Source organism: Caulobacter sp. AVps18, from assembly GCF_058681425.1.
Window position 1 is genome coordinate 902,137 of sequence record NZ_CM178737.1, and the last position, 20,843, is coordinate 922,979.

Here is a 20,843-nt window from a genome sequence, read left to right on the forward strand (position 1 = left end):
GCGACGCTGTGCGGCGCACTGTGATGACTCTGGCTCAACCCTGCGGGAAGAGAACGTTCGATTTACGGCCATCATTGCTGAAAAAGTCGTCTACGGCGACCCTTGCTTCATCCAGCGTTCGGGATCGACCGGGGCGCCCTCTTTTCGGACCTCCAGATAGAGCTCCGGATCTGCAGATACACGATCACCCATCTTTCCGATCGGTTCGCCGGCCGCGACCGATTGTCCGGGGCCGACCGAAACCTGATCCAGACCGGCCAGCACCACATGGTAGGCGCCCTGGGCGCGCAGGATCAGGACGACGCCCCATCCATTCAGCGCGCCGGCATATTCGACGGTTCCGGCCACGGGGCTGCTTACGGCCCGGCCCTTGTCCGCGCGGATCGCCAGACCACTGGAACGGCCGCCGGCCGGCAGCGTGTCGCCAAACCGTCGGGCGATCGGTCCCGGCGCCGGCATCGCCAGGATCAGGGGCCCGGTCGGCTCACGGCTGATCAGGCCATCGGTCAGGGCACCAAGAGTGCGCAGTTCGCTGGCCTCGACCAGGGCTTCCTGGGCATAGGCGCGCTCCAGGCGGGTCTTCTCGATGATCAGGCGCTCGATCTCGCCCTTGCGGTCAGCCACCACGCTCTCGGCGGTAAACAGCTCGGCCGCCGCCGCCGCTGCCTCGCGACGCAGCGCCCCCACGGCCGAGGCCTGGCGGGCATAGCCGTCGGCCCGCCGCTGCAGGTCGGGCGTCATGGCCCTCACCAGGATCGCCGCCCGCACGGCGTCGCGGGCGTCGCTCGGGCTGACCAGAAGGGCCGGTGGCGGATTGCGACGAAACATCTGCAGGGCCGACAACAGGCGGGCCAGGTGGTGACGGTCACGCCCCAGATTGGCCAGAACCGAGACCTCGCGCGCATTCAGCATCTCCAGCCGCGCGCGCTTGAGGTCCACGTCATCGCCGGCGGCCAGGCGCGCATTGTCCAGGCGCGTCAGTTCGCTGCGCAGGTCTTCGATCTCCCGGCGGGTGTCGATGGCCGACTGCCTGTCGCGCGCCCGCTGGTCGGCGTTCTGACGCGCGACCCCGACCCCGGCCGCCGACAGGGCGAGAACCAGGGCGACCACCGACAGAACGAGAGGCGAGCGGCGCTGCAACATCAGACTCGCTCTTAACCCTAGAGCAACGCGCGCGAAATCAAACTCGCTTGCCTTGCTCTAGATTTCTGTTTTCGCATCGCTTTTGCGGAAAACCGGGGACCACTTTTCCGCGCGATGCTTTAGTCGCGATGATAGGGCGAGCCCGACAGGATGGTGACGGCGCGATAGATCTGCTCGGCCAGCATCGCCCGGGCCAGGGCGTGCGGCCAGGTCTGGGGGCCAAAGGCCAGGGTTTCGTTTGCGCTGGACAGGATCGACGGATCCAGGCCGTCGGCTCCGCCGATCAGGAACACGACCTTGCGCGTCCCATCGTCGCGCAGCCGGCCGATGTGCTCGGCGAAGGCGCGGCTGGGCCGCACCTTGCCGTGCTCGTCGCAGGCGATGACATAGGCACCCTCAAGATGCGGACGCAGCACCTCGGCCTCGGCGGCCTTGCCGGGCTTCCTGGCCTCGACCTCGACGATCTCGGCCGGACCCAGGGCCAGGGCGCGGCCGGACGCCGTGGCGCGGGACATATAGTCCAGCGCCAGCTGCGCCTCGACCATGCGGCCAAGCTTTCCAACGGTGAGGATGGTGAGCTTCATTCCAGCGAGCATGTGCCACGAACGGCCCGCTTCGTCGCCACGAAAGCCTTGGCGGACGCGACGAAGCAGTCGGGCGCGGTGAGCAGCAGGAAGTGCGGGCCGCCCTTGACGATCGTCAGGCCCACGCGGCCGGCCGGCTTGAGGCGTGCGGTCTGGGCCTGGGCTCCGGCCAGGGGGGTCTTGGGGTCGAGATCACCCTGCAGCACCAGGACGGGCGGCAGCTTGGCGGGCATCTTGCCGAACCCGCTATCGCGCGGATAGGCGTTGCTCGCGCCGCCAATCAGCTGTCCGGGCAGGGGGCTGGTGAACAGCAGGCCCGCAGCCTCGGCGTCGATCTGGGCCTTGGTCAGGCCGGGGCGGGCGTTGTTTTCCGAGGCGCTGATCAGGCTGACCAGCGGGACCGACATCGATGACTGCTCAAAGCGCATGAAGTCGCGCGCGAAGGCCTCGAGTTCGGCTTTCGCCTTGAGGGCCGGAGCGGGATCACCGGCGCGTAACGCCGCCAGTATGCCGGGGATTTGGGCGCGCTGGGCGGGATGGTCGAGCAGGGCACCGAAGAACAGCTTGGGCTTGCCGCCCGGGACCAGGGCCGCGAGCTTCGGGCCATCGACCACGGCCTGCATCGCCGCGACCGCCGAGCCGCCAAGCCTGGTCCGGCACGCCTTGTCGGCGTCGCAGCGCGCCAGCACCCGGCGGCCGACGGCGTCGACCACGGCCGAGCGGTGGCTGAGGTCCAGTGTCGTCGTGTCGTCGGGCGGAACCAGGGAGTCGAGAATGACGCCGTCCACGCGCCTGGGCGGTGCGACCGCCAGGGTCCGCAGCACCAGTTGCGTACCATACGAGACGCCGTACAGGATCGTCGGCCTGTCGCCGCCATAGCGATCCATCAGGGCGCGCAGGTCACCGGCCGCGTTGCTGATGGTGAAGGCCTTGGCGCGGGGCCCAGTCAGGGCTGAAAAGCAGGTGCTCCATTCAGCCCCGCTCAGCGCCATACCGCCCGGACTTTGGGGCGCTTCTTCGGTCGGACATAGTCGCGTGGAGAAGCCCGTGCCCCGATGGTCGGGGATCATCAGATCGTAGCCGGCGAACGCCGCCCGCAAAGGCTTCAGCAGCGGATAGAAACTGGCGCCGGATTCGCCCGGTCCGCCTGCGATCAGCCAGACCTGACCCCGCGACGGGGCTTGGGCGGGGAACTGGCGGACGAACAGCTGGGCGTCACCAAGCTGCGGATCAGCGGGACTGAGGGGCGCCTGGAAACGCGCGCACAGCGACCCCGTCAGGGCAGTGTCCTTGGCGGCGTCGGCACAGGGCGCAAAAGCGTCGGAGGCGGAGTCGAAGGGCGCGGCCAGGCCGGGGCTGGCAATTGCGGTCAGCCATAACGCGGCGGCCGCGGAAACAAGGGATTTCATCCGTCACTCCAAAGGAGCGCGCACGATGATGGAATGCGCCGGTCGGCGCAGCTTAAGCTTTCGTCATCTGGAGAAAGCACGGCCTGCCGCTCACCGTCTGGCAAGCTGGCAGGGCCGGTCTCGAACGATCAGTTGGCCGCAGGAATGCGGTGCGGGGCGTCGACCGCCCAGATCTTCTCGATGTTGTAGAAGCTACGCACTTCGGGACGGAACAGGTGAACCACCACGTCGCCGGCGTCGATCAGCACCCAGTCGCAGTGCGGCAGGCCCTCGACCCGCGCCTTGCCGAACCCGTTTTCCTTCAGGGCGCGGAGGACGTGATCGGCCAGGGCGCCGACGTGACGGTGCGAGCGGCCGGACGCCACGATCAGGCTGTCGGCCACGGAGCTCTTGTCCGTCAGGTCGATGTGGACAATGTCCTGCGCCTTGTCGTCGTCCAGGCGGGACAGGATCAGGGTCTCGAGAGCCTTGATGTTCAGGTCCGGCGTGAGGCCGGGGTGTTTGAGGGAAGATTCGGTGGAAACCGTATCTTCCTGCGCAATTTGCGCGGGGTCGCTACGCAGCGGAATGCTCCTTATGGGGTCGCGCGGGTCCCTCTCATAGCACGGATGAGTCGGAAACGTGAGGGGTTGCGTGAAAGAGGCTAAATCGGCCGCCTTCAGGGCGCCTTGTTGAGCCGTTCGCGCATCGCCGTTGACGAGGCGAAGTTCAAAGGTCCGGTCAGATAGATCCAGGCCGGGGCCGTGGCGTCGGGCAGGGTGGCGGCGGCGCTGGCCGGTTTGCGGGCATGGGCAAAGCGCCGCGCGGCCGGGGAAGTTCGCGATTTCAGGGCCGCCCACGGGCGCGAAATTACCGCCACCGGCACTTCGCGCATGATCTGGGTCCAGCCTCGCCAGCGGTGGAAGGTGGCCAGGCTGTCGGCCCCCATCACCCAGACGAACTTCACGCCCGGAAACCGCGCCCGCAGCACCCGCAGGGTGTCGATGGTGTATTGCGAGCCCAGGCGTGTTTCAGCGTCAGAGACGATCATGCCGCTGCTGCGGGCATGCTTTCGCGCCCCCGCCAGACGCTCGGCCAGGGGTCGGGTCTGCGCCGAAGACTTCAGAGGATTTTGCGGCGAGACCAGCCAGATCACGCGGTCGAGGTTCAGGCGGCGCAGGGCGGTCTCGGCCACGTGGGCATGGCCCTCGTGCGCGGGATTGAACGAGCCCCCGAACAGCCCGACGCGCATGCCCGGTTCCAGATGGAATCCCAGACGCTGCGCGTTTGGCCGCCCGGCCTCAGGGACGAGTCTGGCCGGTCCCGCGAACCACATATTTGAATGTCGTCAATTGCTCGGCCCCAACCGGACCGCGGGCGTGTAGCTTGTCGGTGGCGATGCCGATCTCCGCGCCAAATCCAAACTCGCCGCCATCGGCGAACTGCGTCGAGGCATTGACCAGCACGATGGCGCTGTCGACCTGGGCCGTGAAGGCTTCGGCGGCGGCTTCGTCTTCGGTGACGATGGCGTCGGTATGGCCAGAGCCATAGCGAGCGATGTGGGCGGCGGCGCCGTCAACGCCATCCACCACAGCCACCGACAGGATCGGGGCCAGATACTCCGTCGTCCAGTCGGCCTCGACCGCCGCCTTCATGTCGGGCTCGATGGCGCGGGCGGCGGCGTCGCCGCGCAGTTCGCACCCGGCCTTGATCAGCAGGTCGGCGATGGGCGGCAGCAGAGCGGCTGCGCCGGCCCGGTCGATCAGCAGGGTCTCGGCCGAACCACAGACTGACACCCGGCGCATCTTGGCGTTCAGGGCGATGGCGGCGGCCTTCTTCGGCTCGGCAGCGGCATGGATGAAGACGTGGTTGAGGCCTTCCAGATGGCCCAGCACCGGGGCGCGGGCCTCGGCCTGGACGCGGGCCACCAGGCTCTTGCCGCCACGCGGAATGATCAGGTCGACGGTCTTGTTCAGGCCCGACAGGATGGCACCGACGGCGGCGCGGTCGGCGGTGGCCACAGCCTGAACGGCGCTGGCGGGCAGGCCGGCGGCCAGCAGGCCCCGGACGATAGCCGCATGGATGGCCAGGCTGGAGGCCAGGCATTCCGAGCCGCCGCGCAGGATCACCGCATTGCCCGAGCGCACGCACAGCGCCGCCGCGTCGGCGGTGACGTTGGGGCGGCTCTCATAGATCATGGCGATCACGCCGATGGGGGTGCGGACGCGAGAAATGTCCAGCCCGTTGGGCCGGGTCCATCGCGAGGTCGCCACGCCCAGTGGGTCGGGGATCGCCGCCACGGTCTCGACGCCAACAGCCACGCCTTCCAGGCGGGCGGCGTCCAGCATCAGCCGGTCCAGCATCGGGCCTGACAGGCCGTTGGCGCGCGCCTGGTCGAGATCCTTCAGGTTGGCGGCCAGGATTTTGCCGGCATCTTCGCGGATCGCGACGGCCATGGCGGACAGGGCTGCGGTGCGCTGCTGGGCCGAGGCGAGGCGCAGGGCGCGCGCGCCGTCACGGGCCGCCTCGCCCATCGCTGCCATCATCGCCTGCAAGCTAACGCCCGCGTCGTCCATGATATCGCCGTCCCAGCTTATGCTCAGGTTGAGCCTTACTAAAGGGTGAGCCTCGAAACTGTAAGTCTTTTCGGCGCGTCCCCCGGGGGCCAGCCATAGAACCTCACCTTGCAAGGTGAAACAGGCTTTGTCTGAAGGCGGATGGAGGTTGGCTGATACTGGCGCGAAAGGCTCAAGCCTCTTCGTCCGGATCGGCCTCTTCCAAACCTTCCAGATCGGCCAGAACACCGGGATAGCGCCGGGCCAGGCCGATCAGCCGTTGAACGAGATCCTCGCGGGTTTCCAGCTCAAGCCCTTCGCGCAGCCGGGCGAACCGCCCTTTTGCAGTGCGCACCTCGCCCTCGCTGAGGCTGTTATAGACCAGGGCCGTCGCCACGACGTGCTTGCAGACGCCGAAGTTGTTGAACGCCGGACAGGTGCAGAGTCCCAGCCCGGCCGACGGCGTCAGCTGGACGACATAGAGTTCCGTGCCCTCGACATGGGCCAGCACCGCGTCGTCGTCGATGTCGATCAGCTCCACATAGCCGCCTTCGGCATAGGCTTCGCCCCGGGCGAACACCTTGGGGTCGGTCTCATCTCGCAGGACCTTCAGGTCAAAAGGGGTATGGCCCATTACTCGCCCTCGATACGGTCGATGTCGTCGTCCGACAGTCCAAAATGGTGGCCGATCTCGTGGACCAGCACATGGCTGACCAGATCGCCCAGCGAAACATCGCCGCGCTCGCACCATTCATCCAGGATCGGACGGCGATACAGGAAGACCATCGAGGGCATGGCCTGGGCGTCCAGCACCGAGCGGTGCCCCAGATCGACGCCCTGATAGAGGCCCGTCAGCTCGAACGGATCCTCTATGCCCAGCTCGTCCAGCACCTCGTCGGTGGCGAAGTCGTCGACGCGGATCACCACGTCGCCGGCCAGTTTGCGGAACGGGTCGGACAGGGCCTTGAACGCCGCCTGCGCCAGGGCGGCGAAGTCATCGAGCGAAGGGGCGAGGCGTGAGGTGGGGTCCATCACCTTCAGATAGACCGATTGGGACGTTTCGCCACCCGTCTGCAGACTGCGCGGCGGATCGCGCTCTGGTCACAGCCGGACTAATCTGTGATTCTGATTCGGCAATACCGAGAGTTTTGGAGCGCCGGAGATCCATCCAACGGATCCACTTTGCCGGATGCGCTCCGGGGGCTAAGCGACGGGCTTGATGACTGCGCATGAACTGATCCTCGCGGCGACGGCCGGCGCGGTTAGCCTCGCCCTTTCCACGACCCTGTGGGCCCTGGCCCAGAGGCGCCGGTTCGAGGCGCGGCTGGCCGTGCTTTCGCGTCGGCTTGAGGGCCTGGAGGGCGGCGCGACGACGGGCCACGCCTCGCTCGAGGCCTTCGACAGCGCGCTGATCTCCATGGAAAACAGCCAGGCGAACCTGGTGTCCGGCGGCGACAGCCTGGTCGCCTGCGCCGGCATCCTGGGCGTGGTCGCCCAGGCCCAGGATGTGGTCACCGCCCTGATGCGTGCCGATCCCGACCATGCCCTGCGGCTGCGCGGCCTGTTCGAGCGCGGCGAGCCTTGCCAGTTCGAAGTGCGCGGCACCGAGGGGGCGGTCAAGGTCGAGGGGCGCGCCACGGGCGCGGTCGGCTGGCTGCGCCTGACCGCCGCTGCGGCTGAAGAAGAGGGCCTGCCCTCGTCCGCCCGATTCGCCGCCTTTGTGGATGGCCTGGTCGAACCCGCCTGGATCTCCGGCGCGGACGGCGCGCCCGTCTGGGGCAACGCCGCCTATCTGCGCGCCGTCGATACGGCCTCGGCCGGGGCTGCGGCCAAGCTCGGAAAGACCTTTGACCGTGCCGCCGACGCCCTGGCGGTCGAAGCCGCCAACAGCGGCGAGCCGCGCGAAAGCCTGCGCTGGGTGAATGTCGATGGGCGCCGCCGGGCGTTCCGCGTCGCCGCCCGCGCGCTGGACGGGGGTGGCGTTGGCGTGTTCTGCACCGACGTCACCGAGATCGAGGATGTTCGCGACGCGCTCAAGAAGCATGTCGAGGCCCACGACGAGACGCTCAACCACATCGCCGACGCCGTGGCGATCTTCAGCCAGTCGCGTCGCCTGGCGTTCCACAACACCGCCTTCGCCGAGCTGTGGGGCCTTGAGCCCGCCTGGCTCGCCGAGCGCCCGACCCATGGCGAGGTGCTGGACCGTCTGCGCCAGCGTCGCCGTCTGCCAGAGACCATGGACTACGCCAGGTGGAAGGCCGAGGAACTGGCCCGCTACGAGGACCTGGGTCCCCAGGCCGACGAGCTGTGGGACCTGCCCGACCGCCGTACGCTGAAGGTGGTGCGCCAGCCCCACCCGCTGGGCGGCATGCTGCTGCTCTATTCCGACATCACCGGCGAGCTTCGCCTCAAGGCCCAGTACAACGCCCTGATCCAGGTGCAGCAGGCCACGCTGGACAAGCTGAACGACGCCGTGGCCGTGTTCGGCTCGGACGGGCGGCTGCGTCTGCACAATGAAGCCTTCGAAAACTTCTGGAACATCACGGCCCAGGCCCTGGAGGCCGCTGTCGATTTCGAGGGTGTGGTCGATCTGTGCGTGCCGCGCCTGCACGACCTGGCCTTCTGGCGGGAACTCAAGGGCCGGGTCGCCGATCCCGATCCGCAGATGCGTGCCCCGACCTCGGGCGAGGTTCGCACCTCCGATGACCGCATCGTGCTCTATCAGTCACGCCCCCTGCCCGACGGCGCGACCCTGATCGCCTTTGCCGACGTCACCGACACCCGCGAGCTGCAAAGCGCCCTGGCCGACCGCTCGGCCGCCCTGGCCGAGGCCGAACGCCTCAAGCGCGACTTCGTGGGCAATGTCTCCTACGAACTGCGCACGCCCCTGACCACGATCATCGGCTATTCGGAGCTGCTGGAGCGCGCCGACGGCCTGCACGAGCGAGGCCGCAACCATGTGGCCGCTGTGCGCGCCGCCGCAACCCAGCTGGCCCGCTCAATCGACGACGTGCTGGACATGGCCCAGATCGACGCCGGTGAAATGGCCCTCGAAATTCAGGACATCCGGGTCATCGAACTACTGGAACAGGCCCGCGACCGCGCGGCCAAGGACGCCCAGCTGGGCGGGGTCAATCTGGTCATCGACTGTGACGAGGATGTGGGCCTGATCCGGGGTGATCTGAAGCGTCTGTCCCAGACGGTCGATCATCTGGTCGAGAACGCCCTGCGCCAGACCCCGCCCGACGGCACGGTTACCCTTTCGGCCCGCCGGGCCCTGGGTGAGGTCCGGCTGGACGTTCGGGACACCGGGCGCGGCGTGCCCTTCCATGTGCAGGCACACATCTTTGACCGCTTCGTCGGCCGCGATCGCGGCGGCCCCGGCCTGGGCCTGGCCTTGGTCAAGGCGCTGGTCGAACTGCACGGCGGCTGGGTGGCGCTGGAAAGCGAGCCCGGCGCGGGCTCCACCTTCACCTGCCACCTTCCCGAAACCCAGCAGCCCGGGGCGATGCAGCCCGAGCTGCGGTTCTAAGGTGCCGACCATGACCGACGCGGCGCAGCAGACAGCCCTCGCCCTGATCGGTCAGTATGGCGACGACGCCGAGGTGATCGCCACTCTGCGCGCGGCCGAATATGCGGCCGCCGGGGATGTCGAAGCCCTGGCCCATTGGGACGCGATCATCGCCCGGATCGTCGCCATCGAGGCCGGCGCGCCGGGCGCACGAAGCTTGCAGTAGGCCTTAGGAGCTGTGGACACTTATCGCATCCAGAGTATTGCGGCAGCGAGGTGCAGGACGGCGAGGTAGTTTCTCGCCGTCTTCTCGAAGCGGGTGGCGACACGGCGGAACTGCTTGAGGCGACTGAAGCAGCACTCGACGAGGTGGCGCTGGGCGTAGAGGTGCGGGTCGAGCGTATATTTCTGAGCGCGTGAAGGATTGTTGGGGATGACGGCGACGGCGCCCTTGGCGGTGATCGCCTGACGCAGATGATCTGCATCGTAGGCGGTGTCGGCCATGACGACCTTGGCCGGCAAGCCTTCGATCAACGGACCCGCTTGAGGTGCGTCTCCCCGTTGCCCGGCCGTGAGAATGAACCGGACTGGTTGGCCCAGGCCTCGCACGGCCATGTGGACCTTGGTGCTCAGTCCGCCGCGCGAGCGTCCAAGGGCTTGATCTTCAGACCCCCCTTTTTGGCCCCGCTAGCGTGCTGGTGGGCGCGGACGATGGTGGAGTCTATGATCAGGTATTCGAAGTCTGGATCGCCCGACATCGCCTCGAAGATCCGCCGCCAGACGCCCTTCTGGCTCCAGCGACTGAACCGCCGGAAGGCGCTATTCCAATCGCCGAACACCTCGGGCAGATCGCGCCAGGGCGAGCCCGTCCTCACGATCCACAACACGCCCTCGACGAACATCCGGTTGTCGCGGCCGGTCGAGCCCTTCTGGTCAGGACGCCCGATGATCAGGCCAGACATCCGGTCCCAATCAGCGTCACTCAGCACCAAACGATCCATCACACCCAAGACCGCCTCCCAAAAGACAGTCTTGAATCACGCTTCGCACCCTTCGGGAATCCCTAGAGTCCACAGCTCCTAGGGCGCGTTCCGAAAAGTGGGAACCGGTTTTCGGAATGAAACGCGGGTGAAAACAAAAGACTAGAGCGGGCGATCTGATTCCATCTGATCGCAACCGGCTCTAGCGCACGATCCGCGCCACGCCGCGGGCCCGGGGATCGGCCACGGCGATGGGCGCGCCGTCCTTGATCTGGATGGCTTCGATGTCACCGTTAAAGTCCTGGGTTTCCAGCCGGTAGCCGCGCGCCGTCATGGCCTGGCTCAAACCCTCGGACGGCGGCGCATAGGGCTCGAAGAAGATCGTGTTCTCCGGCAGAAGCTGATGATGGAAGCGCTGGGCCGCCACGGCCTGGTCCAGCGGCAGGCCGTGGTCATAGACATTGGCCAGCACCTGGAACACCGACGTGAAGATCCGCGATCCGCCGGGCGTGCCCAGCACCATGGCGACCTGTCCGTCCTTCATCAGGATGGTGGGCGTCATGGACGACAGGGGGCGCTTGCCCGGCGCGATGGCGTTGGCGTCGCCGCCGACCACGCCGAACTGGTTGGGCGCGCCCGGCTTGACCGAGAAGTCGTCCATTTCATCGTTGAGCAGGAAGCCGGCGCCCTCGACCACCACCCCGGCCCCGAACCAGCCATTGAGCGTGTAGGTGTTGGAGACGGCGTTGCCCCACCGGTCGACGATCGAGAAGTGAGTGGTCTGCGGCTTTTCCAGCCCAGGCTTGACCTTGGCCGTCGCCGAAGGCTGCCGGGGGTCGATCTCGGCGGCGCGCCGATCCAGATAGCCGGGGTCGATCAGGGCCTTGACCGGAACGCTCACCACATCCGGATCGCCCATATATTCGGCCCGGTCGGCGAAGACCCGCTTCTCGATCTCCGAGACCAGATGCAGATATTGCGGGCTGTTGAGCGGCGCATCCTCGAACAGCGGCGCCGCCCGCGACTTGAGACCCAGAAGCTGCAGCAGAGCGACGCCACCCGAACTGGGCGGCGGGGCGGTGATTACGGTGTGGCCCCGCCATTGCCCCAGCAGCGGCTCGCGCCATACAGCCCTGTAGCCGGCCAGGTCTGCCCTGGTGATCAGGCCGGGCCTGGCGCCGCGGGCCATCTGGGCGACCAGCAGGTCGGCGGTTTCGCCTTCGTAAAACGCCTTGTCGCCGCCTTTCGCGATGCGGATCAGGGTCTCGGCCAGCTCGGGCTGACGAAAGGTTTCTCCGGCCTTGAGGGCCCCGAAGTAGCGCTGGAAATTGGTGACGCCGACGAACGGCGCCTGGCTGCCGTCCCGGATGCCGATCAGCTGCGGCGTGACCAGGAACCCGTCACGGGCATAGCGGATGGCCGGCTCCAGGGTGCGCGCCCAGGACAGCTTGCCAAACCGGGCGTGGGCCTGGGCCATGCCCCGCACCGTGCCGGGCACGCCTGCGGCCAGTTCGCCGACCAGGCTGAGTTGCGCGATTGGTTCGCCGGCCGCATCCAGATACATCGTCGCCGTGGCGGCCGCCGGCGCGGTCTCGCGATAGTCCAGAAAATAGGGCTTGCCGTCGACCAGCAGGGTCATGAAACCGCCGCCGCCCAGGTTTCCCGCCTCGGGATAGGTGACCGCCAATGCGAAGGCCGTAGCCACGGCGGCGTCCACCGCATTGCCGCCCGCCTTGAGGATCTCTTCAGCCGCCAGCGCGCCATAGAGGTCCGGCGACGCCACGGCTCCGGCTGTCAGCGGTTTTGGCGCGGCATGGGCCGGGGCCATCGGCGCGAAGAGCGACAGCGCCATGAGCGCAGCGACGAAGGACTTGATAAACTGCAAGGTCAGGCTCCGCGCGAGAGATCAGACCATAACCGTAGGGCGGCGGCCGCCGTCTGTCACCGCATGAGGCGCTGCACAGATTTTGCTGCCGCCGGGCTTAAACGAAAAAAGCCCCCCCGAATGAACGGAGGGGCTTTTTCAAACTCCGCCGAAGCGAAGCCTGTCTTGGGTGCGGGGACAGGATTTGAACCTGTGACCTTCAGGTTATGAGCCTGACGAGCTACCGGGCTGCTCCACCCCGCGGCGAAGAGGGTAGTTTGTGATCGTGTTGGTAGGGGGACTTTGAAGTACGACTTGCTGTAACGACATCCTTTTAGCGGACCTGGCGGCGACCTACTCTCCCGCGCCTTGAGACGAAGTACCATTGGCCCTGGGGGACTTAACGACCGAGTTCGGAATGGGATCGGGTGGGGAACCCCCGGCATAGCCACCAGGTCAGCAAAAAGGATGCGTGCGGTGCGCCAAACTCAAGAGAGTGAGAAGCACCGGTTATATCAAGTCGAAGAAGACATCGTATGTCTGATGCTACAAAGAGCATTTGCATAGGTTTGGCTGAAGAACGATCAAGCCTATCGAGCTATTAGTACCAGTAAGCTACACGCCTCACAGCGCTTCCACACCTGGCCTATCAACGTGGTGGTCTTCCACGGCTCTCAGCGAGACCTTGTTTTGAGGTTAGTTTCCCGCTTAGATGCTTTCAGCGGTTATCTAGTCCACACTTAGCTACCCTGCTGCACAGCTGGCGCCATGACAGGTCCACCAGAGGTGTGTCCATCCCGGTCCTCTCGTACTAGGGACAGATCCTCTCAAGTCTCGTACACCCACGGCAGATAGGGACCAAACTGTCTCACGACGTTCTGAACCCAGCTCACGTACCACTTTAATCGGCGAACAGCCGAACCCTTGGGACCTGCTCCAGCCCCAGGATGTGATGAGCCGACATCGAGGTGCCAAACTTTGCCGTCGATATGGACTCTTGGGCAAAATCAGCCTGTTATCCCTAGAGTACCTTTTATTCGTTGAGCGATGGCCCTTCCACGCAGGACCACCGGATCACTATGGCCGACTTTCGTCTCTGCTCGACTTGTCAGTCTCGCAGTCAGGCGGGCTTATGCCATTGCACTCGACGACCGATTTCCGACCGGTCTGAGCCCACCATCGCGCGCCTCCGTTACACTTTGGGAGGCGACCGCCCCAGTCAAACTGCCCGCCACGCCATGTCCCGGACCCGGATAACGGGCCGCGGTTAGACGTCAACAACAATAAGGGTGGTATTTCAAGGATGGCTCCCCCGGAACTGGCGCCCCGGATTCATAGCCTCCCACCTATCCTACACATGTTGTTGCTAACGCCAAGGCGAAGCTGCAGTAAAGGTTCATAGGGTCTTTCCGTCTGACCGCGGGAACCCCGCATCTTCACGGGGAATTCAATTTCGCTGAGCCCATGCTGGAGACAGTGGGGAAGTCGTTACGCCATTCGTGCAGGTCGGAACTTACCCGACAAGGAATTTCGCTACCTTAGGACCGTTATAGTTACGGCCGCCGTTTACCTGGGCTTCAGTTCGCTGCTTGCACAACTCCCTTTAACCTTCAGGCACCGGGCAGGCGTCAGACCCTATACGTCGCCTTACGGCTTCGCAGAGCCCTGTGTTTTTGATAAACAGTCGCTACCCCCTGGCCTGTGCCACTCTACTCTGGTTGCCCAAAGCAGAGTCACGCTTATCCCGAAGTTACGCGTGCAATTTGCCGAGTTCCTTCAGCATGGTTCTCTCAAGCGCCTTGGTATACTCTACCTGCCCACCTGTGTCGGTTTCGGGTACGGTCTCCGTTGGAGTTATTTCCAGGGACCTGTTCACTGCCCAGAGCAATCCAATAAGCCTAGACAATTTACCAGATCCGTCACTTCCAACTGGTTCAGGAATATTCACCTGATTCCCATCGACTACGCCTTTCGGCCTCGCCTTAGGGGCCGACTAACCCTGCGCAGATTAGCTTTACGCAGGAACCCTTGGGCTTTCGGCGAGAGTGTCTCTCACACTCTTTATCGCTACTCATGTCAGCATTCTCACTTCCGATACCTCCAGCAAGGCTCACGCCTCACCTTCAACGGCTTACGGAACGCTCCGCTACCGCGTGCTTACGCACACCCATACCTTCGGCGTCTGGCTTGAGCCCCGTTACATTTTCCGCGCAGGTTCGCTTGACCAGTGAGCTGTTACGCTTTCTTTAAATGATGGCTGCTTCTAAGCCAACATCCTGGTTGTCAAAGCAAACCCACATCGTTTCCCACTTAGCCAGAACTTGGGGGCCTTAGATGATGGTTAGGGTTGTTTCCCTTTTCACGACGGACGTTAGCACCCGCCGTGTGTCTCCCAGATATCTCTCTTGGGTATTCGGAGTTTGATTAGAATTGGTAGAGATCGCTCCCCCCGCATCCATTCAGTGCTCTACCCCCCAAGGAGTCCGTCTGAGGCACTACCTAAATAGTTTTCGCGGAGAACCAGCTATGTCCAGGTTTGATTGGCCTTTCACCCCTATCCACAAGTCATCCGAGAATTTTTCAACATTCACCGGTTCGGTCCTCCAGTAAGTGTTACCTTACCTTCAACCTGCTCATGGATAGATCACCTGGTTTCGGGTCGTCATGCGACGTACTTATTCGCCCTATTCAGACTCGCTTTCGCTGCGCCTACACCTAACGGCTTAAGCTTGCACGGCACATGAAGTCGCTGACCCATTATACAAAAGGTACGCCGTCACCACGCGCGGTGGCTCCGACTGCTTGTAGGCTTCCGATTTCAGGATCTGTTTCACTCCCCTTGTCGGGGTGCTTTTCACCTTTCCCTCACGGTACTTGTTCACTATCGGTCATTGAGGAGTACTTAGGCTTGGAGGGTGGTCCCCCCATGTTCAGACAGGATTTCACGTGTCCCGCCCTACTCGAGTCTGTCGCTATTTGACGCTTACGGGGCTATCACCCACTATGGCCGACCTTTCCAAGTCGTTCAGCTTTATGTCACGACAGCACTGGCCTGGTCCCGGTTCGCTCGCCACTACTACGGGAGTCTCGGTTGATGTCCTTTCCTCCAGGTACTGAGATGTTTCAGTTCCCTGGGTTTGCTTAATGGAGCCTATGTATTCAGCCCATTATACCTCTTCTGACCATCCAATCCTGGCCCCGACCGAAGTCGAAGCTAAGTTGGGTGACCATAAAGGTGGGTTTCCCCATTCGGAAATAGCCGGATCAAAGGGTGCTCGCGCCTCCCCGGCTCTTATCGCAGCGTGCCACGTCCTTCATCGCCTCTCAATGCCAAGGCATCCGTCAGAAGCCCTTATGCGCTTGATCGTTCTCAGCAAAACCCATGCGCTTACCCTCTAGGGAGGGCTCGCATGCGCTTTGTATTTGTCAGACATTTGATGTCTTCTTCAAAGTCCGCCCTAAAACCAGCTGCATCCCCAAGGGGAGATACAGACGGCGGGAGAACCCTACCTTCACGATGTCATTTCGTAGCTCACGCGCGGCCCAAAAGGCGGGGCGCAAGCTACAAACTTGATCATTCCTCGATCGCGTTACCAACACCTCCGGATGAAGTGATGGTGGAGCCAGACGGATTCGAACCGACGACATCCTGCTTGCAAAGCAGGCGCTCTACCAACTGAGCTATGGCCCCTCACCAACGGTGAGTTGCTTTGCCCAGGAGAGCCTGGTCGGTACGTGTCCGCGCTTCAGGGGGAGAGTGGTAGGCCCGACAAGATTTGAACTTGTGACCTCACGCTTATCAAGCGTGCGCTCTAACCAACTGAGCTACGGGCCCATAGGCCGCATAGACCAAATTCCATCCGTAAAGATGGAACCCGTTCCTGGGCTCGCGATCGCCTCAATAACCTGATCGGTTATCAAGGAGTGGAAAGAGAAACGAAGACGGCGGCGATCCGCTCATCTGTATATTTTAGACGTCTCAATAAGGCCGAAACCTTGGAGAGACAGTCCTTAGAAAGGAGGTGATCCAGCCGCAGGTTCCCCTACGGCTACCTTGTTACGACTTCACCCCAGTCGCTGACCCTACCGTGGTCGCCTACCTCCCTTACGGGTTAGCGCAGCGCCTTCGGGTAGAGCCAACTCCCATGGTGTGACGGGCGGTGTGTACAAGGCCCGGGAACGTATTCACCGCGGCATGCTGATCCGCGATTACTAGCGATTCCAACTTCATGCACTCGAGTTGCAGAGTGCAATCCGAACTGAGACGACTTTTAGGGATTGGCTCCCCCTCGCGGGATTGCAGCCCTCTGTAGTCGCCATTGTAGCACGTGTGTAGCCCACCTTGTAAGGGCCATGAGGACTTGACGTCATCCCCACCTTCCTCCGGCTTACCACCGGCGGTCCTATTAGAGTGCCCAGCCAAACCTGATGGCAACTAATAGCGAGGGTTGCGCTCGTTGCGGGACTTAACCCAACATCTCACGACACGAGCTGACGACAGCCATGCAGCACCTGTGTCCCAGTCCCCGAAGGGAAAACCACATCTCTGTGGCGGTCCGGGCATGTCAAAAGGTGGTAAGGTTCTGCGCGTTGCTTCGAATTAAACCACATGCTCCACCGCTTGTGCGGGCCCCCGTCAATTCCTTTGAGTTTTAATCTTGCGACCGTACTCCCCAGGCGGAGTGCTTAATGCGTTAGCTGCGTCACCGACATGCATGCATGCCGACAACTAGCACTCATCGTTTACAGCGTGGACTACCAGGGTATCTAATCCTGTTTGCTCCCCACGCTTTCGAGCCTCAGCGTCAGTAACGGACCAGTATGTCGCCTTCGCCACTGGTGTTCTTCCGAATATCTACGAATTTCACCTCTACACTCGGAGTTCCACATACCTCTTCCGTACTCAAGATAGCCAGTATCAAAGGCAATTCCAAGGTTGAGCCCTGGGCTTTCACCTCTGACTAAACTATCCGCCTACGCTCCCTTTACGCCCAGTAATTCCGAGCAACGCTAGCCCCCTTCGTATTACCGCGGCTGCTGGCACGAAGTTAGCCGGGGCTTCTTCTCCGGGTACCGTCATTATCGTCCCCGGTGAAAGAATTTTACAATCCTAAGACCTTCATCATTCACGCGGCATGGCTGCGTCAGGCTTTCGCCCATTGCGCAAGATTCCCCACTGCTGCCTCCCGTAGGAGTTTGGGCCGTGTCTCAGTCCCAATGTGGCTGATCATCCTCTCAGACCAGCTAAGGATCGTAGCCTTGGTGGGCCTTTACCCCACCAACTAGCTAATCCTACGCGGGCCGCTCTAATGGCGATAAATCTTTCCCCCGAAGGGCTTATCCGGTATTAGCTCAAGTTTCCCTGAGTTGTTCCGAACCAAAAGGCACGTTCCCACGTGTTACTCACCCGTCCGCCACTAATCCCGAAGGATCCGTTCGACTTGCATGTGTTAGGCCTGCCGCCAGCGTTCGCTCTGAGCCAGGATCAAACTCTCAGGTTGAGTTGACCGCTAACACAGACTTCAATTCCAAGGGGAAAACCGAGGAATTGGTTCTGGTTTGCATAGTATCTTGACGAGTTCCCAATCACATCGATGAATTGAAAGCCGAAGCCTTCAGTCCAATGATATTCATGGTGTCTTCAAGAGACCGCATTTTGTCAGCGTTCGAGATGAACCTTTTCAGTCCATCGCCAGAGCGCCGCCGCCTGCGTTTCTCTTTCCAAATCAACAATGTCAAAGACCCAGAGCCGAAGCTCCCAGAACCGCCTCTCAGCAGCACCACCGTTTAGCGCCCGGTGTCGGCGGAGGCGGCTATCTAGCGAACCTCGAATTCCATGTCAAATCGTTTTTTTCAAAACTTTCTGACCCGGACCGGCGAACCCGGAAAACCCGGAACCGCCAGAGTGCCCAGCTTCTAGAGAAGAGGGCCAATCCAGTCAACTGATTATTTTGAAGAAACTTCAGAACAATCACTGACTAGACTTAACACCGCACCGCTGAACTCTTGCGAAGTCTTGGTGGCAGTGTCCGGAGCGGCGCTTCTAAAGAGGCGACACTCCGAAGTCAACCAACTCTTTTCGGCCTTTTCGAGAACCGGAAAACCGGACCTTGAGAACGCAAAAGGATGGACCAGGGCCGCCTAGGCTTCCCTCGTGTTTTCCATCACCGAGTCGATTGGAGCGCGGAAACTAACGAAGTGATCCGGGCGATGCAAGCGCCCTTTCGGGGCCCGCGCCGTCCGGCCGCGATGCGGTTCCGAGCGAGGGGCGGATTTAGTCCCGCGCCCCGCTCATGGCAAGCCCTTCGTGACGATATAACAACGCTTTCTGGGCAGCGTGCTTAATGCTGGCTTTCCGGAAGCCGGACAATCAGGCCGTCCAGGGCGTCGCTCACCTTGATCTGGCAGGACAGACGGCTGCCCGGTTCGACGTTCTCGGCGAAATCGAGCATCGACTCTTCCATGGCCGACTTCTCGCCGGTCCTGGCCAGCCAGGCCTCATCCACATAGACATGGCAGGTCGCGCAGGCGCAGGCCCCGCCGCAATCGGCGTCGATCCCGGGCACGTTGTTCTTTACCGCGCCCTCCATGACCGTAAGGCCCGGCTTGACCTCGATGGCATGTTCCGTGCCGTCGTGCTGGATATAGGTGATCTTGGCCATCGGCTTCCTTGCTTCCCCTTGAGGGGCTCCCCTTTGGACGGCTTTAGGCCGCCACGTCCTTCATGGATATGGTCAGGTCGGCGAGCTTGGCGACCGACACCGGCGTACGCCTGCCGATCAGCTGCTTGCCCGCCATGAATTCCGGCGGCGCATTGACCGCCTCCACCGCCTGGACGAGATCGCCCTTGAGATGGAACACCGCAAACTTCGCTGCCTTCACGTCGCCGCGCACCACGATCTGGTCGGCGTCGAACGGCATCCCGGCGATCTGCAGCTTCAGATCATACTGATCCGACCAGAACCACGGCACTTCCGGGACCGGGCCAGCGCGACCGACAATGGCGGCGGCGGCCTGTTTGGCCTGCTCCAGCGCATTGGGCACACTCTCCAGCCGGACCTGACGATCATAAAGCGGCAAGGGGCGGCTGCTGACGTCGCCGATCGCATAGATCCGCGCATCGCTGGTGCGGGCCTGAGCATCGACAACAATGCCGTTGGCGCAGTCGAGGCCAGCCGCGCGGGCCACGTCGTCATTGGGAATTGCGCCCACCCCGACCAGGGCAACGTCGCAGGCCACAGTGCGGCCATCCGCCAGACGGACCCCGGTCACGCGCCCGTCCGCGCCCTCAAAGGCCTCGACCCCGGCATTCAGCTCGAAATTCACGCCGCGCGCGGTGTGATAGTCCTGGAAGAAGGTCGACAGCACCTCGCAGGCCACCCGGGCCAGAACGCGGCTTTCGCGCTCAATGATTAGGGCGTGGCTGCCCAGCGCCCGGGCCGAGGCTGCCGCTTCAAGCCCGACATAGCCGCCGCCGACCACGGCCAGACGCTTGCCGGGGCCCAGGGCCGCTTTCAGCAATTCGGCATCAGCCGCCGTGCGCAGGGCCAGGACCCCGTCGAGATCCGCGCCCGGGATATCCAGGGTCCGGGCCCGGGCCCCGGTCGCCAGGACCAGCGCGTCGTAGGCGGCGGCTTCACCGGAGGCCAGGTGAACGAGGCGGGCCTCGCGGTCGATCTTGACGACGGTGCCGCCCAGCCGGAGCGACACACCCGCCTCGGCGTACCAATCGGCGGGCTTGAGGGCGAGCGACTCGGCGTCGGCCTCGCCCTTCAGCCAAGCCTTTGACAGCGGCGGGCGCTGATAGGGCAAGAGCGGCTCATCACCGATCAGCACAATGGGACCGGTGTGGCCATACTGGCGCAGGAACGCCGCCGCAGAGCCGCCGGCATGGCCGGCGCCGACAATGACCACGCGTGCGTTCAAATCGCCCGACTCGTCTGCGCTCAAGGACGCGCCCTCCCGTTTCGTCAAAAATGACGGCAGCGTCACCTTTTGGCAAGCGCCTTGCGCGGAGGCGACGAAGCCGAACGCGTCAGACGACGCGCTCGACCATCATCTTCTTGATTTCGGCGATCGCCTTGGCCGGGTTCAGACCCTTGGGGCAAACCTGGGCGCAGTTCATGATCGTGTGGCAGCGATAGAGCTTGAACGGATCCTCGAGCTGGTCGAGGCGGTCGCCCGTGGCTTCATCGCGGCTGTCGATCAGCCAGCGATAGGCGTGCAGCAGCGCTGCGGGGCCCAGATACTTGTCACCGTTCCACCAGTAGCTGGGGCACGAGGTCGAGCAGCAGGCGCACAGGATGCACTCGTAAAGGCCGTCCAGCTTCAGACGGTCTTCCGGGCTTTGCTTCCACTCGGTCTGCGGCTCGGGCGTATCGGTGTGCAGCCAGGGCTCGACCGAGGCGTACTGCGCATAGAACAGCGTCAGGTCCGGGATCAGGTCCTTGACCACCGGCGCGTGCGGCAGCGGGGCGATCTGCACGGCCTTGCCGGGCACTTCGGCCCAGCCGTGGGTGCAGGCCAGGGTGTTGCGACCGCCGATGTTCATCGAGCAGGAGCCGCAAACCCCTTCCCGGCACGACCGGCGGAAGGCCAGCGTCGGGTCGATGCTGTTCTTGATATAGAGCAGGGCGTCCAGGACCATCGGCCCGACCGCTTCCATATCGACGTCGTACGTATCCCAGCGCGGATTGCCGCCCGCCTCGGGGTCGTAGCGATAGATCTTGAAGGTCTTGACCTTCGTGGCTCCGGCGGGCGCCGGCCAGTGCTTGCCGGCCTTGACCTGGGAGTTCTTGGGAAGCGTAAGCTCGACCAT

At 63.5% G+C, this 20,843-nt stretch carries 15 protein-coding genes, 3 tRNA genes and 3 rRNA genes; 2 read left to right on the forward strand and 19 right to left on the reverse strand.

Annotated elements, in window-relative coordinates:
* Positions 1-90: 90 nt before the first annotated feature.
* The 8 genes from ACW179_RS04325 to ACW179_RS04360 all read right to left on the reverse strand — a co-directional run bounded on the left by ACW179_RS04325 (position 91) and on the right by ACW179_RS04360 (position 6,702).
* Positions 91-1,143, reverse strand: a complete 1,053-nt coding sequence (locus ACW179_RS04325) for a murein hydrolase activator EnvC family protein (RefSeq protein WP_492063079.1) — start codon at positions 1,141-1,143, stop codon at positions 91-93.
* Between the two features lie 119 nt (positions 1,144-1,262).
* Positions 1,263-1,727 (reverse strand): 23S rRNA (pseudouridine(1915)-N(3))-methyltransferase RlmH, encoded by a 465-nt coding sequence (gene rlmH / locus ACW179_RS04330; RefSeq protein ID WP_492063080.1) that lies wholly within the window; start codon positions 1,725-1,727, stop codon positions 1,263-1,265.
* Positions 1,724-3,136, reverse strand: coding sequence for an alpha/beta hydrolase (locus tag ACW179_RS04335; RefSeq protein WP_492063081.1), 1,413 nt, complete (start codon positions 3,134-3,136; stop codon positions 1,724-1,726). The genes rlmH and ACW179_RS04335 overlap by 4 nt, the downstream gene beginning before the upstream one ends.
* A gap of 128 nt (positions 3,137-3,264) precedes the next feature.
* Positions 3,265-3,699: a ribosome silencing factor gene (gene rsfS, locus ACW179_RS04340; protein WP_492064250.1), complete on the reverse strand. Its 435-nt coding sequence runs from the start codon at positions 3,697-3,699 to the stop codon at positions 3,265-3,267.
* A gap of 95 nt (positions 3,700-3,794) precedes the next feature.
* Positions 3,795-4,451 (reverse strand): nicotinate-nucleotide adenylyltransferase, encoded by a 657-nt coding sequence (locus ACW179_RS04345; RefSeq protein ID WP_492063082.1) that lies wholly within the window; start codon positions 4,449-4,451, stop codon positions 3,795-3,797.
* Positions 4,417-5,691, reverse strand: a complete 1,275-nt coding sequence (locus tag ACW179_RS04350; protein WP_492063083.1) for a glutamate-5-semialdehyde dehydrogenase — start codon at positions 5,689-5,691, stop codon at positions 4,417-4,419. The genes ACW179_RS04345 and ACW179_RS04350 overlap by 35 nt, the downstream gene beginning before the upstream one ends.
* A 172-nt stretch (positions 5,692-5,863) precedes the next feature.
* Positions 5,864-6,304, reverse strand: a complete 441-nt coding sequence (locus tag ACW179_RS04355) for an SWIM zinc finger family protein (RefSeq protein ID WP_492063084.1) — start codon at positions 6,302-6,304, stop codon at positions 5,864-5,866.
* Positions 6,304-6,702 (reverse strand): metallopeptidase family protein, encoded by a 399-nt coding sequence (locus ACW179_RS04360; RefSeq protein WP_492063085.1) that lies wholly within the window; start codon positions 6,700-6,702, stop codon positions 6,304-6,306. The genes ACW179_RS04355 and ACW179_RS04360 overlap by 1 nt, the downstream gene beginning before the upstream one ends.
* 187 nt (positions 6,703-6,889) lie before the next feature.
* Between ACW179_RS04360 and divL the strand changes: the two genes are divergently transcribed.
* Both divL and ACW179_RS04370 read left to right on the forward strand, forming a co-directional pair.
* Positions 6,890-9,202 (forward strand): cell cycle protein kinase DivL, encoded by a 2,313-nt coding sequence (gene divL / locus ACW179_RS04365; protein ID WP_492063087.1) that lies wholly within the window; start codon positions 6,890-6,892, stop codon positions 9,200-9,202.
* 10 nt (positions 9,203-9,212) lie between these two features.
* Positions 9,213-9,407 (forward strand): hypothetical protein, encoded by a 195-nt coding sequence (locus ACW179_RS04370; protein ID WP_492063088.1) that lies wholly within the window; start codon positions 9,213-9,215, stop codon positions 9,405-9,407.
* 20 nt (positions 9,408-9,427) lie between these two features.
* On the opposite strand, the gene ACW179_RS04375 is transcribed toward ACW179_RS04370, so the two are convergent.
* The 11 genes from ACW179_RS04375 to ACW179_RS04425 form a co-directional block, all read right to left on the reverse strand.
* A protein-coding gene (locus ACW179_RS04375) for an IS5 family transposase (protein ID WP_492059466.1) occupies positions 9,428-10,191 on the reverse strand; the annotation gives its coding sequence in 2 pieces (ribosomal slippage) (positions 9,428-9,853 and positions 9,856-10,191; 762 coding nt in all).
* A 172-nt stretch (positions 10,192-10,363) separates the two neighbouring features.
* On the reverse strand, positions 10,364-12,046 hold the full coding sequence (ggt, locus tag ACW179_RS04380) for a gamma-glutamyltransferase (protein ID WP_492063089.1): 1,683 nt from the start codon (positions 12,044-12,046) through the stop codon (positions 10,364-10,366).
* A 166-nt stretch (positions 12,047-12,212) separates the two neighbouring features.
* Positions 12,213-12,289: transfer RNA gene (locus ACW179_RS04385), tRNA-Met, on the reverse strand.
* A gap of 77 nt (positions 12,290-12,366) precedes the next feature.
* Positions 12,367-12,481, reverse strand: a 5S ribosomal RNA gene (gene rrf, locus ACW179_RS04390).
* Positions 12,482-12,605: 124 nt separating this feature from the next.
* Positions 12,606-15,391, reverse strand: a 23S ribosomal RNA gene (locus ACW179_RS04395).
* A gap of 249 nt (positions 15,392-15,640) precedes the next feature.
* Positions 15,641-15,716: transfer RNA gene (locus tag ACW179_RS04400), tRNA-Ala, on the reverse strand.
* Between the two features lie 67 nt (positions 15,717-15,783).
* A tRNA-Ile gene (locus tag ACW179_RS04405) sits at positions 15,784-15,860 on the reverse strand.
* 180 nt (positions 15,861-16,040) lie between these two features.
* Positions 16,041-17,526: ribosomal RNA gene (locus ACW179_RS04410) — 16S ribosomal RNA — on the reverse strand.
* The 16S, 23S and 5S rRNA genes sit together here with 3 tRNA genes alongside, the layout of an rRNA operon.
* An 840-nt stretch (positions 17,527-18,366) precedes the next feature.
* On the reverse strand, positions 18,367-18,687 hold the full coding sequence (locus tag ACW179_RS04415) for a 2Fe-2S iron-sulfur cluster-binding protein (protein WP_492063090.1): 321 nt from the start codon (positions 18,685-18,687) through the stop codon (positions 18,367-18,369).
* A 43-nt stretch (positions 18,688-18,730) separates the two neighbouring features.
* The gene (locus ACW179_RS04420) at positions 18,731-19,951 is read right to left on the reverse strand and encodes an NAD(P)/FAD-dependent oxidoreductase (RefSeq protein ID WP_492064251.1); all 1,221 of its coding nucleotides are present in this window, start codon (positions 19,949-19,951) and stop codon (positions 18,731-18,733) included.
* 109 nt (positions 19,952-20,060) lie between these two features.
* On the reverse strand, positions 20,061-20,843 hold the full coding sequence (locus ACW179_RS04425; protein ID WP_492063091.1) for a succinate dehydrogenase iron-sulfur subunit: 783 nt from the start codon (positions 20,841-20,843) through the stop codon (positions 20,061-20,063).

Bases quoted from the DNA above. Each gene is read 5' to 3' on its own strand.
- ACW179_RS04355 (WP_492063084.1), bottom strand. From the start codon at position 6,304: ATGGGCCATACCCCTTTTGACCTGAAGGTCCTGCGAGATGAGACCGAC.
- ACW179_RS04425 (WP_492063091.1), bottom strand. From the start codon at position 20,843: ATGGTCGAGCTTACGCTTCCCAAGAACTCCCAGGTCAAGGCCGGCAAG.
- rlmH (WP_492063080.1), bottom strand. From the start codon at position 1,727: ATGAAGCTCACCATCCTCACCGTTGGAAAGCTTGGCCGCATGGTCGAG.
- ACW179_RS04415 (WP_492063090.1), bottom strand. From the start codon at position 18,687: ATGGCCAAGATCACCTATATCCAGCACGACGGCACGGAACATGCCATC.
- ACW179_RS04360 (WP_492063085.1), bottom strand. From the start codon at position 6,702: ATGGACCCCACCTCACGCCTCGCCCCTTCGCTCGATGACTTCGCCGCC.
- ACW179_RS04325 (WP_492063079.1), bottom strand. From the start codon at position 1,143: ATGTTGCAGCGCCGCTCGCCTCTCGTTCTGTCGGTGGTCGCCCTGGTT.
- ACW179_RS04370 (WP_492063088.1), top strand. From the start codon at position 9,213: ATGACCGACGCGGCGCAGCAGACAGCCCTCGCCCTGATCGGTCAGTAT.
- ACW179_RS04350 (WP_492063083.1), bottom strand. From the start codon at position 5,691: ATGGACGACGCGGGCGTTAGCTTGCAGGCGATGATGGCAGCGATGGGC.
- ACW179_RS04335 (WP_492063081.1), bottom strand. From the start codon at position 3,136: ATGAAATCCCTTGTTTCCGCGGCCGCCGCGTTATGGCTGACCGCAATT.
- ACW179_RS04345 (WP_492063082.1), bottom strand. From the start codon at position 4,451: ATGTGGTTCGCGGGACCGGCCAGACTCGTCCCTGAGGCCGGGCGGCCA.
- divL (WP_492063087.1), top strand. From the start codon at position 6,890: ATGACTGCGCATGAACTGATCCTCGCGGCGACGGCCGGCGCGGTTAGC.